Source organism: Gordonia sp. UBA7599, from assembly GCA_002477755.1.
GTDB lineage: Bacteria > Actinomycetota > Actinomycetes > Mycobacteriales > Mycobacteriaceae > Gordonia.
Genome location: DLKD01000173.1, coordinates 1 through 14,355, shown reverse-complemented (window position 1 = coordinate 14,355; position 14,355 = coordinate 1). Strand labels below are relative to the sequence as shown.

At 67.5% G+C, this 14,355-nt stretch carries 12 protein-coding genes; 10 read left to right on the top strand and 2 right to left on the bottom strand.

Translation table 11 applies throughout. The features are described 5' to 3' along the window. Positions 1-438, top strand: a 438-nt coding sequence (locus B4L26_RS19045; protein WP_290721607.1) for a lysophospholipid acyltransferase family protein, incomplete at its 5' end; no start/stop codon positions are given. 3 nt (positions 439-441) lie between these two features. On the opposite strand, the gene B4L26_RS19040 is transcribed toward B4L26_RS19045, so the two are convergent. Then, positions 442-1,647 (bottom strand): alpha/beta hydrolase, encoded by a 1,206-nt coding sequence (locus B4L26_RS19040; protein WP_290721605.1) that lies wholly within the window; start codon positions 1,645-1,647, stop codon positions 442-444. Between the two features lie 81 nt (positions 1,648-1,728). Here B4L26_RS19040 and B4L26_RS19035 point away from each other — a divergent pair, with 81 nt between their 5' ends. The 3 genes from B4L26_RS19035 to B4L26_RS19025 all read left to right on the top strand — a co-directional run bounded on the left by B4L26_RS19035 (position 1,729) and on the right by B4L26_RS19025 (position 5,079). Continuing rightward, positions 1,729-2,511, top strand: a complete 783-nt coding sequence (locus tag B4L26_RS19035; protein WP_290721603.1) for a lysophospholipid acyltransferase family protein — start codon at positions 1,729-1,731, stop codon at positions 2,509-2,511. Continuing rightward, positions 2,508-3,380: an HAD family hydrolase gene (locus tag B4L26_RS19030; RefSeq protein ID WP_290721601.1), complete on the top strand. Its 873-nt coding sequence runs from the start codon at positions 2,508-2,510 to the stop codon at positions 3,378-3,380. Before B4L26_RS19035 ends, B4L26_RS19030 begins: the two co-directional genes overlap by 4 nt. Positions 3,381-3,543: 163 nt before the next feature. Beyond that, positions 3,544-5,079 carry a SpoIID/LytB domain-containing protein gene (locus tag B4L26_RS19025; RefSeq protein ID WP_290721600.1) on the top strand — a complete coding sequence of 512 codons (1,536 nt, stop codon included), beginning with the start codon at positions 3,544-3,546 and terminating at the stop codon, positions 5,077-5,079. Positions 5,080-5,117: 38 nt separating this feature from the next. Here the strand turns inward: B4L26_RS19025 and B4L26_RS19020 are convergent, their stop codons facing one another. Continuing rightward, entirely contained in the window at positions 5,118-5,846 is a 729-nt protein-coding gene (locus tag B4L26_RS19020) for an immunity protein Imm33 domain-containing protein (protein WP_290721597.1), read from the bottom strand. Positions 5,847-5,929: 83 nt separating this feature from the next. Between B4L26_RS19020 and glf the strand changes: the two genes are divergently transcribed. From glf to B4L26_RS18990, 6 genes are all read left to right on the top strand, one after another. Continuing rightward, positions 5,930-7,132: a UDP-galactopyranose mutase gene (gene glf / locus B4L26_RS19015; RefSeq protein ID WP_409563356.1), complete on the top strand. Its 1,203-nt coding sequence runs from the start codon at positions 5,930-5,932 to the stop codon at positions 7,130-7,132. Positions 7,133-7,150: 18 nt separating this feature from the next. Continuing rightward, positions 7,151-9,106, top strand: a complete 1,956-nt coding sequence (locus tag B4L26_RS19010) for a glycosyltransferase (protein WP_290721594.1) — start codon at positions 7,151-7,153, stop codon at positions 9,104-9,106. Next, entirely contained in the window at positions 9,087-9,761 is a 675-nt protein-coding gene (locus B4L26_RS19005) for a phosphatase PAP2 family protein (RefSeq protein ID WP_290721592.1), read from the top strand. The genes B4L26_RS19010 and B4L26_RS19005 overlap by 20 nt, the downstream gene beginning before the upstream one ends. After that, positions 9,761-10,747 (top strand): decaprenyl-phosphate phosphoribosyltransferase, encoded by a 987-nt coding sequence (locus B4L26_RS19000; protein WP_290721590.1) that lies wholly within the window; start codon positions 9,761-9,763, stop codon positions 10,745-10,747. The genes B4L26_RS19005 and B4L26_RS19000 overlap by 1 nt, the downstream gene beginning before the upstream one ends. Continuing rightward, positions 10,725-12,746 (top strand): flagellar motor control protein ZomB, encoded by a 2,022-nt coding sequence (gene zomB, locus B4L26_RS18995; RefSeq protein ID WP_409563355.1) that lies wholly within the window; start codon positions 10,725-10,727, stop codon positions 12,744-12,746. The genes B4L26_RS19000 and zomB overlap by 23 nt, the downstream gene beginning before the upstream one ends. A gap of 351 nt (positions 12,747-13,097) precedes the next feature. Continuing rightward, positions 13,098-14,072: an alpha/beta hydrolase gene (locus tag B4L26_RS18990; RefSeq protein WP_290721585.1), complete on the top strand. Its 975-nt coding sequence runs from the start codon at positions 13,098-13,100 to the stop codon at positions 14,070-14,072. The last annotated feature ends 283 nt before the right edge of the window (positions 14,073-14,355 follow it).

Sequence of the window (14,355 nt, the reverse complement as noted above, 5' to 3'; positions counted from 1 at the left end):
TACCCGGAGGCGACGATCAGCCGCAGCTTCGAGATCAAGGCCTTCAAGTCCGGCGCGGCGCGCATGGCTCTGGAATCGGGTGCACCGATCATCCCGACGGTGATCTGGGGAGCGCAGCGCATCTGGACCAAGGGGCACCCCAAGCACCTGGGTCGTACGAAGACACCGGTATCGATCGGTGTCACCGAGCCCTTGGAGGCCACCGGTTCGCCGGATGCGCTGACCGCGAAACTGCACGACGTGATGGTGGCCAAGCTCAACGAGCTCCAAGAGGAGTACGCCGATCTGTACGGCCCCTACCCGGCGGGTGCCTACTGGGTTCCGGCCCGCCTCGGTGGCGGTGCGCCCACGTTGGAAGAGGCGACCGCCCTCGACGATGCCGAGCAGGCCGAGCGGATGGCGAAAAAGGCGCAGCGTGAGGACGATCCCGACGCCTGAAGGCTAGAAGGGCAGGTGCGATCCAACGGCCACGCCGACGCGGATCGCCGTCGACATGGCGTGAAGTGACCCCTGACGCGGGAGGGTCGAGAGCTCTTCGGCCCGTGCGCGCAACTCGTCGCACGCTCCGTCGCGTACTGCGCGAGTAATGGCCAGCGCCGCGCCACGATGGGAGTCGAGCGCGCTGTGGCCGGTCTCGGTGAGGGGGACGAGCACGGCGTCGGGGATCAGTGCGGCGATACGGGCGCCGATGGGCGGTGGTGTGATCAGGTCGCGGTCGCAGGTGATGACCGCGGTCGGCCATTCGAAGTGCGGTAGTTCCTGCGGCAGCGACACCGGCTCGCCGATGAACTCTTCGTCGGAATGCGCGGCGAACGGCTCGACGGGGTCGAGCGGCAGACCGTCGGGATCGTGGGCGTAGCCGAGTTCGCCGTAGCTGATCCCGGAGACGAGGTCGGGTTCCATGATCATCGGGTTGGTCCCGTCGACCTCGGAGTCGCCGAGCCCGGCGATCTGACGCCAGAGCAGCTTGCCCCGTCCGCGGGCACGCGCGGCGACCAAGCGCTGCAACGCCTGTGGGCCCGCCATTTGGTACACCGCGGTGACCGCGTGGGTCAGCGACACCGGCGACACCTCCCCTGATTCGGTGAGGGCCCGTATTGCCGTCGCAGTCTCGTCGGACCCGTCGACGAGCAGTGCGCGCCGGTAGGCGCGCGTCAGCGCCAGATCGTCGAGGACGGTGTGGATCGAGGAATCGAGCACCATTCCGGCGACGCGGCCGGGGTGGCGGACGCCGAAGACCTGTGCGAGATAGGTGCCATACGAGCTGCCATAGATGACGGCACGCTCGATGCCGGCGTCGTCGAGGACGGCGGCAAGGTCGTCGACCGCGGCGGTGATGGTGACTGCCGAGCGGTCCAGCGGGCGGCCCGTGGTGTCGAAGCGGGAGAGCCCCACGCCTCGGTGCTCCATCATCACGAGGTCGAGGTCGCGCGCGGTGCGGTCACGGCGTAGCGCTCGGTACGGCAGGGCCGACGCCAGCCCCGGACCGCCGGGGATCACGACAACGGGGATCGACGAACCCGGGTGCGTGCGCAGGTAGGCGATGTCGACCTGCGAACTGCCCGCCGGCCGACGGACCCGGCCGCCCCCGGCCTGGACCTCACGCTCCGCAAGCCTGCGCATCACGGTGATTCCGAGCTTGGCCATAGGTGCCAGGGTAGACCCGCGACGAGTCGCCTCGGCGGCGCCGCTGGGCGCGGTAATCTCAGGGTGGAAGGGAGCCCTGTCATGGAGCCCGTGTATCGCACCCTCGAGGTGATCGCCGCGTCGATGCGTGGCGCGCAGGGCGTGCGGGTGGACTACCGCGGGCTCGACAACATCCCGACGACGGGCGGCGCGGTGCTGGCGATCAACCACACCGGCTACCTCGACTTTGTGTCCGTGGCGCTGGGGGTCAGCAGCCGCGGGCGACGCATCCGGTTCATGGTCAAATCCGAGATGCTGGACGTTGGGATCATGCGATTCCTGATCCGGCACACCGGTACGGTCCCGGTGGACCGCTCGATGGGCCACGACGCATACGAGAAGGCCGTCGCGACGCTGCGCGCTGGTGAGCTGATCGGCGTGTACCCCGAGGCGACGTTGAGTCGCAGCTTCGAGATCAAGGAGCTCAAGTCCGGCGCAGTCCGGATGGCCGCCGCGGCGGGTGTTCCGGTCATCCCGATCATCACCTGGGGCGCGCATCGGCAGCTGAGCAAGGGCGGCATCCGGTCGATGGGCCGCAAGAAGATCCCCGTCGTCGTCGAATATGGTTCACCGATCGACGTGTCCGACGTCGACTTGGCGTCAACAGAATCGGTGGACGAGAAGGTCGCTGCCTTGCGTGCGACGATGGTGGCGATGCTGCATCCGATGCAAGAGGCCTATCCGCACCCGGCCGGGGAACCGTGGGTGCCGGCGCGATTGGGGGGCGGCGCGCCCACCTACGACGAGGCCAAGGTCATCGAAGACGAGGAGGCTGCTGCCAAAGCGGCTGCCCGCGCGAAGAAGCGCCAGTCGGGTCGCGGGTGAGCCGCGCCACCGGCCTGCGGGCCGCGCCGTCGCTGATCGCCAGCGACGTCGACGGGACGCTGCTCGACGACCAGAACCGCGTGTCGCCGGCCACCGTCGAAACGATTACCGATGCGGCGCGCGCCGGGGTGGATCTGGTCCTGGCCACGGGCCGCCCGCCCCGCTGGATCGCGCAGGTCACCGATCAACTAGCAGTCCCCGAAGACCTCGTCGAGCTGCGTCCGGGTGGATCGTTGGTGCGCTACGCCGTGTGCGCCAACGGCGCGATCATCTACGACGTGGAGAACGACCGCATCCTCTCAGCAGCGGAGTTGGACGTGCCACGGTTGCGCAAGCTGATCGAGATCGTCGAGACGACCTTGCCGCAGGCCGGCCTGGCCGCCGAACGTGCCGGGGCGTCCGCGCACGACGCGGCGACGCGACCGTTCGTCGCGACCGCCGGGTATGAGCACGCGTGGCTCAACCCCGACCACGAAGTCGTCGACGACGTCGACCTGGCTGATGCGCCGGCGGTGAAGCTGCTCGCGCGGGCGCCACAGATGCGCAGCGAAGACATGGCGCAGCTGCTGATCCCCGTCGTCGGAGACTTGGCCGAGGTGACCTTCTCCACGAGCAACGGTCTGATCGAGCTCGCCGTCCCGGACACGCACAAGGCCTCGGGCCTGGTCCGCCTGGCGGAACTGACTGGGCTGCCCACCGACGCGGTCGTCGCCTTCGGCGACATGCCCAACGACGTGGAGATGCTGCGCTGGGCGTCGCACGGCGTGGCGATGGCCCACGGTCATCCGGACGCGATCGCCGCCGCCGACGAGGTCGCGCCGACCAACAACGACGACGGCGTGGCGCACGTCCTGCGGCGCTTCTTCTGAACGACGGCCTAGTTGCGCGGGCCCGCAGCTCGCCAAATCGGCGGAATGAACTCGTGACCGGGTTGTAACCGCGGGCGCTTGTTAGCCCAAAGTCTCTTCACTACAGTCACATGAGTCTCATCAGTCACAAATGCACCATGGACTCGTGCGGGGGAGGGCAGCGATGCGCCAGCTTCGGAAGAAGGTGTTGTCGGTAGGCCTGGCGCCAGTGCTCGTCGTCGGCGGCGTTACTGCCGTCGTCGCCACCGCCACCACCGTCACGAAGATCACCCTGACTGCCGGTGCGGATGTCAACCTCATCGGCAAGGGTCACGGCCACGGCCGCGGAATGGGGCAGTGGGGCGCGTTCGGCTACGCCAAGAAGGGCTGGCCGGCCGAAAAGATTCTGAGTCACTTCTACGGCGGCACTACCGCGGGGAAGACGGACAAACCCGTGGTCCTGGTGCGGCTCACCAAACAGGGCGCGGTGAATGTGCGTGCGGACGCCGGGATGCGAGTCGGTGGACAGACCGTGGCCCCCGGTCAGGCAGTACGCCTGACCGGGTCCACGGCCACCGTCACCGCCGGGTGCAACGGTCCCGTGCTGCGAACCGTCCCACTCGGTGCCGACGGCTTCGTCGACCCGGTCAATGCGGCGCCGAGCCGCCCGGCGAACGAACTCCTGCGCTTCTGCGGCAACAACGCGCCCTACCGCGGCGGGTTCGCCCTCGTCGACGGCAAGGTCGTCAACCGGATCCACATCGACGACTACGTCAAGGGCGTCATCCCGCGCGAGAGCCTGCCGCGCTGGGCCGACGAGGGCGGCGCCGAGGCGCTCAAGGCCCAGGCCGTCGCCGCGCGCACCTACGCGCTCGCCGCGCTGGCCAAGGGCAAGCAGATCGATGACACGACGAACTCCCAGGTGTACGGCGGTGTCGCCGGGGAGGATCCGCGGACCAACGCGGCCGCCGACGCCACAGCCGGACAGATCCGGCTTGCCGGAGGTGCCCCTGCGTTCACCGAATTCTCCGCGTCGACTGGTGGCTACACCGCCGGCGGCAACTTCCCCGCGGTCCGCGACGACGGCGACTCCGTCTCGCCGACCCACGAATGGACCGCGACGGTGGGCTCCGGCAGTATCGGCCGCGCATTCGGCGTCGGTGCCCTCAAAGCTCTTGAAGTGACCCAGGCCAACGGGCTCGGGACCAATAACGGCCGGGCCATCAAGGTCAAGGCCACCGGGTCGAGCGGAGTCAAAGAGGTCACCGGCGAGGAGGCGCGTTCGCTGTTGCAGCTGAAGTCGTCGTGGTTCTCGATCGTCGGACAGACGACCAAGCCGCAGATCGTCTCGCCGCCCGTCGGGCCCGGCGCGGGGGGAAGCGGGTCGCTGGAGAACCTGGACCTGGCGTCGCTGCTGCGCGGCGCTGCGTCGAACGTCAAGCTCGATCGGCGTATGGCCGATCAACTCCTTGGCGCGGCCGGGACCGCCTTCGCGGGCAAGCAGGTTGCGCTCGGTGGCAGGAAGTCACCCCTGGGAAGGCCGCTGGGCGTACCGACCCTGACCGACGACGGCCAGGCCGTCACGCAACGCTTCACCCGCGGAGTCATGTTCTTCACGCCGAAGACCGGCGTCGCGGCGCTCTCGCACCGCGGGTGGCGGGCCTACAACGCCCGGGGTGGCCTCGCCGCGCTCGGCATCCCGCGCGCTGACGTCATCTGACGGTGCCGCGCGAGCGTGCGAGGGCGGTGTATCGAGGCCTATCGGTACCGGCAGGCGAAGTAGTAGAACTGCTCCTCGCGCTGCACCGCGTAGCGCATCGTCGTCCACAGGTTGCCGTGCCCGTCGGGCATGGCAACGCGGTGCGCGACGATGTCGGCGAGTAGGCGTGGCGGCAGCGGCGGATCGCCGACGAAGGGCAGAGGCGGCAGGGCGTCGGTATCCAACCACGGCTCGAGAGCAGGGTCGGCGCCCCGTGTGGCGTACAGCAGGCATCGGCCGGTGGGTGCCGAGGTGCCGCTGATCGTCGCCGTGACGAGTGCCAAGTCCCATCCGGCGATGCGGCCGAACGCGGTACACGTCTCACTGGCGATGGCGTCTTCGCGCTTGCCGATGTCGTGGGGGACGGGGCCGGGTGCGCGCGGGGCTCCGCCGCTCACGGGCGATACGGACTGCCCGGACGCGGTGTCGACGATGCGGACACCGTGCTCGTCGCGGACGACCTGCAGGTCGGTTCCCACCGGCATCTGCCACACCGTGCTGAGGACGGGTTCCATGGCCGCCACATCGTCGATCGTGACGATGCGCCAGCAGTCCCGGCTGTTGATGAACGCCTCGGAGTCGGTGTGGGCCAGAACACGCCACCCGCTGTCGCCGGGGTCGTGGGTTGCCTGCCGGACCAGGCGGCCGATCCGCGCGCGCCGCGCGAGGACGCTGGTCGTCACCAGGCACGCGTCGGCGCGACCGGTCGGGGGTGCGCTGGGAGCCATGGCCCAATCCTAGGCATGGCCGGCATGGTGACCCCCGTCGCCGATACCCGTTTCTCAGCTTTCGTCCGATACCCTGAACACCCGTGGTGAGCAATAACGAGTCGTACGACCTGATCGTCGTCGGATCGGGCCTGTACGGCCTGACCGTCGCCGAGCGCGCCGCTACTCAGCTGGGCAAGCGGGTGCTGATCGTCGAGCGCCGCGAGCACCTCGGTGGCAACGCGTATTCGGAGGCCGAGCCGGAGACCGGTATCGAGATCCACAAGTATGGCGCGCACCTGTTCCACACCTCCAACAAGCGGGTGTGGGACTACGTCAACCAGTTCACGTCGTTCACCGGCTATCAGCACCGCGTCTTCGCGATGCACGACGGCCAGGCCTACCAGTTCCCGATGGGCCTGGGCCTGGTCTGCCAATTCTTCAACCGCTACTACAGCCCCGACGAGGCACGCGCGCTCATCGCCGAGCAGGCCGCTGAGTTCGACACCAAGACCGCGGCCAACTTCGAGGAGAAGGCGATCAGCCTCATCGGGCGGCCGCTGTATGAGGCGTTCATGAAGGACTACACCGCCAAGCAGTGGCAGACCGATCCGAAGAACCTGCCGGCAGCCAACATCACCCGTCTGCCGGTGCGCTACACCTTCAACAACCGCTACTTCAACGACGACTACGAGGGCCTGCCCGTCGACGGCTACACCGCCTGGCTGACGAACATGGCGGCCGACGAGAAGATCGAAGTGCGGCTGAACACCGATTGGTTCGACGTGCGCGACGAGGTGCGCGCCGCGAATCCGGACGCGCCGATCGTCTACACCGGACCGCTGGACCGGTACTTCGACTACGCCGAGGGCCAATTGGGCTGGCGCACGCTGGACTTCGAGACCGAGGTGCTGCCGACCGGTGATTTCCAGGGCACGCCGGTGATGAACTACAACGACGCCGACGTCCCGTACACGCGCATCCACGAGTTCCGCCACTTCCACCCCGAGCGTGACACCTACCCCGACGACAAGACCGTCATCATGCGCGAGTTCTCCCGCTTCGCCTCCGACGACGACGAGCCGTACTACCCGATCAACACCCCCGAGGACCGGGCGATGCTCGCGCGATACCGCGAGCGTGCCGGTGCCGAGCTGCGCGAGAGCAAGGTGCTGTTCGGCGGGCGTTTGGGCACCTACCAGTACCTCGACATGCACATGGCCATCGCCAGCGCGCTGACCATGTTCGACAACACCCTCGCCCCGCATTTGCGCGACGGTGAGCCGCTGCACGAGACCGACGACTGAGCGCTGCGAGGACGACGAATGACTGACGCTTCCACGACGACGAAGGCTTCGACGAAGACCGCGCCGAAGGCTGCCGCTGCGCCGGCACCGGAGTCCAAGGCCGTCGAGCTCCTGCAGCGCGTGATCTTCCCGCGCCCCGGCGAGCCCCTCGACGTGCGGTCGCTGTATCTGGTGGAGGCCGACGGCAATCAGCGCCGCGCCCACTCCCCGTCGCGCACCTCGGTGGTCATCGGCGGCGAATCGGAAGTCAGCTTCGAAACCTATTTCAACGCGTTCGCGGCGGCCTATTGGCGGCGCTGGACGACGCTGACCTCGGTCGTCCTGCGCGTCGAGCTCACCGGTACTGCGCGTGTCGACCTGTATCGCTCCAAGATCGACGGCTCCCGCATCGGCATCGGCGGCGACCTGGTCCCCGTCGACGAGCAGGGCCGCGGTGTGATCGAGTTCGAACTCGACCTAGGCCCGTTCGAGGACGGCGGCTGGATCTGGTTCGACATCACCACCGACACCGACACTGAGATCACCTCGGCCGGTTGGTACTCGGCCGTCGCAAGCCCCAATCCCGACGCGACCGTGACCGTCGGCATCCCGACGTTCAACCGGCCCACCGACGCCGTCGCCGCACTTGCCGCGTTGAGCAGCGACCCGCTCGTCGATGCGGTCATCGACGCGGTGATCATGCCCGACCAGGGCACCCGCCGGGTCGTCGACGAACCCGGATTCGACGAGGCCGCCGCTGCGCTCGGCGACCGGCTGCACATGTTCAAACAGGGCAACCTCGGCGGCTCCGGCGGCTACTCGCGCATCATGTACGAGGCGCTGCGACTCACCGACAGCCCGTACGTCCTATACATGGACGACGACATCGCGATCGAGCCCGACTCGATCCTGCGCGCGCTGGCCATGTCGCGGTTCGCGAAGACCCCGATGCTCGTCGGCGGCCAGATGCTCAACCTGCAGGACCGCAGCCATCTGCACTGCATGGGCGAGGTGATCAACCGCCACACCTTCATGTGGACTGCGGCACCGTTCGTCGAGTACGACCACGACTTCTCCAAGTACCCGATGAGCGACCGGGACAACTCGAAGAACCTGCACCGACGCATCGACGTCGAGGGCAACGGCTGGTGGATGTGCATGATCCCCCGGGAATGTGCGGAGACCATCGGTCTGCCGATGCCGCTGTTCATCAAGTGGGACGACTGGGAGTTCGCGCTGCGCGCTGCCAAGGCCGGATATCCGACGGCGACGGTCCCGGGCATCGCGATCTGGCACATGGCGTGGAGCGACAAGGACGACGCCATCGACTGGCAGGCGTACTTCCACCTGCGCAACCGACTCGTCGTCGCGTCGATCCATCACGACGGCCCGATCAACGGCATCCTCACGTCGATGGCCAAGGCCACCGCCAAGCATCTTCTGTGCCTGGAGTATTCGACGGTCGCCATCCAGAACGAGGCGATCCGCGACTTCCTCGCCGGGCCCGACCACATCCGGTCCATCCTCCCGACGGCGCTGGGCAAGATCGCCGGGATGCGCAAGGAGTTCCCCGACGCGGTGGTCCTACCGTCGGCCACTGATCTGCCCCCGGCCACCGGCGAGGCGACCGCGCTCGGCGTTAACGAGCCGAAGAATCCCGCCGTCAAGGTCCTTACCCTGGCCAAGGCGATCCGCAACAACCTGCGCCCGGCCGACCCGCGCCACCACGAGGTGCCGCAGGCCAACTACCCGCCGATCGAGGCGCGCTGGTATTCGCTGGGCCGCGTCGACGGGGTGACCGTCACGACCGCCGACGGTCGCGGCGTCGTCTACCGCCAGCGCGATCGGGACAAGGCGTTGGCCCTGGGCAAGGAATCGGCTGCCCTGGTGCGGGAACTGCGCGAGCGGTTCCCCGAGATGAAGCAGAAGTACCGGGACGCACACGCGGACCTCACCAGTAAGGAAAGCTGGGCGAATGTCTTCGGAATCGACTGACCTGACGATGTCGCCAGCGACGCCGCCGACCACCGTCGACGCCCCGGTGGGCAAGCCCACCGGTGAGGCCGCCGTCCTGGCCGGCGTGCAGTCGGTGCTGACCAACCCGACGACGGTCAAGGCCGCGCGGGGCCTGTCGCATTTCGGTGAGCACTCGCTGGGCTGGCTGGCACTGGCCGGTGCGGGTGCTGCCATCGCGTCGCGGCGGGGCAACGAGACCGCGCAGCGCCGCTACATCGAAGCCGGCGTCGGCGCTTTCGGCGCGCACGCCGCGTCGGTGATCATCAAGCGCATCGTGCGCCGCCCGCGCCCCGACCACCCCGACATCGCTGTCGGAGTCGGGACGCCGAGCAAGTTGAGCTTCCCGTCGTCGCACGCCACGTCGACGACGGCCGCGGCGATCCTGCTGGGGCGAGCCGTGGCCACCGGGAGCGGGACTGATCGGAGCAGCCTCAAGTCCATGGCGGTTGCCTCCGGCGTCATCGTGCCGCCGATGTTGCTGTCGCGGCTCGTGCTGGGCGTGCACTACCCGACCGATGTGCTCGCCGGTGCGGCGATCGGTGCGGCGAGTGCCGGTGCCGTCATCGCGGGTGACAAACTAGTGGGCGACGCGGTGTTCAACCGATTGTTCGCGAACCGAAAGCCGGGTGTCTGATGAGCGAGGAGCCGATCGAGCACGGCAAGGAGCTCGGACCGCCGAAGAATCTGGCGACCGGGGTGATCAAGGCGATCCGCCCCCGCCAGTGGGTCAAGAACGTCCTGGTCCTGGCGGCGCCGCTGGCCGCGGGCCAATTGACGTTCGGGACCGCCACCGCCGAGCAGGTCGCGAGCGGTACCAACCCGGCGCAGGTCTGGGAGAACGTCGGATTGGCGTTCGTCGCCTTTTGCCTGGCGGCGTCGGCGATCTACCTGATCAACGATGCGCTCGACGTCGAAGCCGACCGCAACCACCCGACCAAGCGCTTCCGCCCGATCGCGGCGGGCGTCGTGCCGGTCAACCTGGCGTACGTGCTCTTCGTCATCTTCGCGGCGGGATCGATTGCCGTCGCGCTGCTCGCGAACTGGCAGACCGCCGTCGTCATCGGTATCTACCTGGCTATTCAGATTGGCTACTGCTTCGGCCTCAAACACCAGGCCGTCGTCGATATCTGCATCGTGTCCTCGGGGTTCTTGCTGCGGGCGATCGCCGGTGGTGTGGCCACCGGGATCGACTTGTCGAAGTGGTTCCTGCTGGTGATGGCCTTCGGGTCGCTGTTCATGGCGGCCGGTAAGCGCTACGCCGAACTGCACTTGGCCGAGCGGACCGGTGCGAAGATCCGCAAGTCGCTCGAGTACTACACGACCGGTTACCTGCGCTTCGTGTGGACGGTCGCGGCGACCTCGGTGGTCGTCTTCTACGGACTCTGGGCCTTTGAGAGCGAGGCCCACCGTTTTAACGGCCAGCCGAACGACAACATCTTCTACGCATTGTCGATGGTGCCGTTCACCATTGCGATCCTGCGCTACGCCGTCGACGTCGACGGGGGTGCGGCCGGTGAGCCGGAGGAGATCGCCCTGGGCGACCGAGTGCTACAGGTCCTCGCCCTGGCCTGGATAGTATGCGTGGGTGTCGCCGTCTATGCCTACCCGAACTGGAGCTGAATTGGGCGTGACCGGCCTGCGGGCCCGGGTCGCGTACCTCAGCTTCCTGATCGGCGCGATCGGCGTCACGACCTTCTTCACGATCGGTGCCTGGCAGCGGCGGTGGATCGCCGACGACGGCCTGATCGTCCTGCGCACCATCCGCAACCTGATGGCCGGCAACGGCCCGGTGTTCAACGCGGGTGAGCGCGTCGAGGCGAACACGTCGACGGCCTGGACCTATGTGTTGTGGTTCTTCTCCTGGATCACCGGCGGCCAACTCGAATACGTGGCGCTGTGGACGGCGCTGATCATGTCGGTGGTGGCGATACCGCTGGCGATGTACGGGACCGCGCGGCTGCTGTGGCCGACGGTGGCGGCCAACCGCGGTGTGACTCTGCTGCTCCCGCTGGGCTCGATCATCTACATCACGCTGCCGCCGGCGCGCGACTTCGCAACGAGTGGCCTGGAGAACGGGCTGTCCATCTTCTGGGTTGCGGCACTGTGGTGCCTGTTTCTGGCCTGGGCCAAACGCGACCCGACGACGAGTCGCCGCGAGAATGCCGCCACCGGGTTCTTGGCCTTCGTGGCCGGACTGGCACCGCTGATCCGTCCCGAACTGACCCTGTTGGGCGCACTCGTCCTGCTGGTCCTCGTGTGCGCGCCGAGCACGTCGCAGCGTGCAGACCTCGTGGGCCGGTGGGGGATGCGCCTGGCGATCATCGTCGTCGCAGGGATCCTCCCGGTGGCCTACCAGGTGTTCCGGATGGGCTACTACGCGGTGCTCGTCCCCAACCCGGCTATCGCCAAGGACGCGTCGGGGTCCAAGTGGGGGCAGGGCTTCAAGTACCTGGCCAACATGTTCGGCCCGTATGTGCTGTTGCTGCCGGTGATCTTGGCGCTGGTGGCCGTCGCGTGGTTGCTGTACTCGCGGCGGATCGGCCTCCTGAGGACCCCCGGAGCGGTTCCCGCCGCGGACGACCGCGCCGCGCCGCGCAGCGTCCGGGACCGGGTGGACGCCTTCTTCGCCGGCTTGCGCGCCCCTCGGACCGTCGTGGTGGTGGTCGTGGCGGCAGGGCTGATCCTGGCTCTGTACTGGCTGCGGCAGGGCGGCGACTTCATGCACGCCCGGGTGCTGCTCACGCCGCTGTTCATCCTGTTGCTGCCGATCATGGTCATCCCGGTGGCGATCCCCGCCGACGTCCGGTTGGCCTGGCGCACGCCCCACGGCGCCCTCGGCGAGGTGGTCCGTCGCAAGACGCGGGTCTCACTGGTCGGTGCGGTGCTGCTGGGCGCCATCTGGATCACGACGGTGGCCTGGGCGGCGACGGTCAACCAGAACACGCTGCCCGGCGAAGGCCTGGACATCGGGCGCAGCGGAATCGTCGACGAGCGTCGCTTCTATGCGGTCAACATGGGCAACCCGAATCCGGTGACCGCGCAGGACTATCTCCAGTTCCCGCGGATGCGCGCGATGATGGAGTCGATCGACAAATTCCACGAAGAAGGTGCAGTCCTGATCGCCGCCGCCGACTACGACGGCTGGTACTACGTGCGGCTGCCGGCGAACATGCCACCGGAGAAGCGACAGGTGACGGTCTACTTCCTCAACCTGGGCATGACGAGCATGCTGGCGCCGCTGGACGTCCGCGTCGTGGACCAGATGGGGCTGGCGTATCCGATCGCCGCGCACACCGACCGCCTCCAGGACGGTCGTATCGGTCACGACAAGATCCTGCCGACCGAATGGGTGGTCGCCGAGTCCGGTGCCTTCCCCAAGTACCCGGTGCTGCCGCTCTTCCTCGACCAAGAGGTGGTGCGCCAGGCCCAGGTCGCGCTGACCTGCCCCCAGACTATGGATCGGATCGCCTCGTACAAGGCCCAGCCGTGGTCGTTCCAGCGGTTCCGCAGCAGTCTGCGCCAGTCCTTCGGTTTCACCAAGTATCGGATGTCACGCATCCCCGAGTACGAAATCCAGCGCTGCGGACTGCCGATGCCGCCGCGCATCCGCCCGGAGTAGAGCAGGAACAGGCCCGTCGCTGTGGCGGGTGGGATCGGAGCGTAGACGGGCTCCTTAGGGTTTCCTGTCAATGTGTCCCACGTCGCATGGGCGGTCTACCTGCGGCGATGTGCCCGACGAGGGCGTGCGGGCCGGGCGGATCATTCCACTGGTGCGCTTTGTGCGTTTGTGGGTCACGGCGGCGTTGCAATACGATCTCCTAGCATTGCGGTCGCAAATTTCGGCATGTCTGGATATTTGCGAGTGTTGTGTAATCGATGCGCAGCCGCTCGGCGTCCATCGGGCGCGGCGGATTGCGGACCGGCGGCGGGACATCCCCGGCGTCGCACGAGACGGAGAGTTGCAGCTGCTATGTCGGAGACAAGGTCGAAGACGGCCACGGTGAGGAATCGTTTCCTCGTCATGCTCGTCGCGGTGGCGACTTCGCTGGGGTTGGTCACTGTGGTCGGCGGCGGTCAGGCGGCCGCGAGCATCGGTGGCGCGCAGGTCGGTCTCGAGCAGTTCTGGGTCAACGGCTGCGGCATGCCGAAGGTCAAGGTGCGTGCGTGGAAGCGCAAGGGCAATTACAAGACCGTCATCATGCTCGACGGAATGCGCGCCCAGTACGACTACAGCGGCTGGGAGATCAACACCAACATCCAGGAGATGGTCCGCTCCGGCGTCAACGTCGTGGAGCCGATCGGTGGCCCGGCGAGCTTCTACACCAACTGGGACGCTCCGAGTAACTTCAACAACCAGCCGTTCCGCTACATGTGGAATTGCGTCATCACCAACACCCTGATCAAGGCGCTCGACCGCCGCGGCTACCGCGTCGGCAAGAGCCGCCGGTACGCGATCATGGGCCTCTCGATGGGTGGCAACGCCGCACTGACGATCGGTGCGCAGAACCGTCAGCACTTTGACCGTGCCGGCTCGCTCTCGGGTTACACGTGGCTGTCCGCGCCGGGTATGCGCACCATGATCCGCCTGGCGATGCTCGACGTCGCGCCGCGACCGTGGAACGTGGATTCGATGTGGCCGATCTGGGGCCTGCAGTGGTTCCAGAACGACCCGATGTGGAACATCGGCCTCATGCACGGCATGAAGATCTTCATCGGATCGGGCAATGGCCTGTTCGGCCGCTACAACGCCCTGCCCAACGTCTTCGACGACCTGTTCAAGGGGTCGACGCTGGAGTTCCTGGCGTTCACCCAGGCCAAGGCCTTCACAGCGGCCGCCGCCCTGCAGGGCCTGCCGTTGATGACATACGACGCCGTCGGCACCCACGCCTGGGGTTATTGGCAGGAAATGGTCTGGAACGCGAAGTCTCGAGGCTTCTTCCGCTAGCCCGCACCGCCGGTTCCAAACATCTTCTGTAACACAAATCCCACCTGTCACAGCGTGGCATAACCAAAACACAGCGCCCTCCGTGTAAGAACGACACGGAGGGCGCTGTGTTGTCGTGCCCCGGATGTGGGAGATGAAGGAGTCGTTGCGGTGAGGACGAGCGGTCGTCGATCAGGGGATGCGCGCAGGCGCGGCGTCGCGGTCGTCTGCGCACTCGCGGCAGCGTTGGTCCTGCCGCTTGCCGGCCCGGCCGGCGCAGAACCGCCCGCCCCGGCCAAGCCCA

Excerpts from the sequence above, each read along its gene's own strand:
- B4L26_RS19005 (WP_290721592.1), top strand. The coding sequence starts at position 9,087 with ATGTCTTCGGAATCGACTGACCTGACGATGTCGCCAGCGACGCCGCCG.
- B4L26_RS19035 (WP_290721603.1), top strand. The coding sequence starts at position 1,729 with ATGGAGCCCGTGTATCGCACCCTCGAGGTGATCGCCGCGTCGATGCGT.
- B4L26_RS18990 (WP_290721585.1), top strand. The coding sequence starts at position 13,098 with ATGTCGGAGACAAGGTCGAAGACGGCCACGGTGAGGAATCGTTTCCTC.
- B4L26_RS19040 (WP_290721605.1), bottom strand. The coding sequence starts at position 1,647 with ATGGCCAAGCTCGGAATCACCGTGATGCGCAGGCTTGCGGAGCGTGAG.
- B4L26_RS19025 (WP_290721600.1), top strand. The coding sequence starts at position 3,544 with ATGCGCCAGCTTCGGAAGAAGGTGTTGTCGGTAGGCCTGGCGCCAGTG.
- zomB (WP_409563355.1), top strand. The coding sequence starts at position 10,725 with ATGCCTACCCGAACTGGAGCTGAATTGGGCGTGACCGGCCTGCGGGCC.
- B4L26_RS19020 (WP_290721597.1), bottom strand. The coding sequence starts at position 5,846 with ATGGCTCCCAGCGCACCCCCGACCGGTCGCGCCGACGCGTGCCTGGTG.
- B4L26_RS19010 (WP_290721594.1), top strand. The coding sequence starts at position 7,151 with ATGACTGACGCTTCCACGACGACGAAGGCTTCGACGAAGACCGCGCCG.
- B4L26_RS19000 (WP_290721590.1), top strand. The coding sequence starts at position 9,761 with ATGAGCGAGGAGCCGATCGAGCACGGCAAGGAGCTCGGACCGCCGAAG.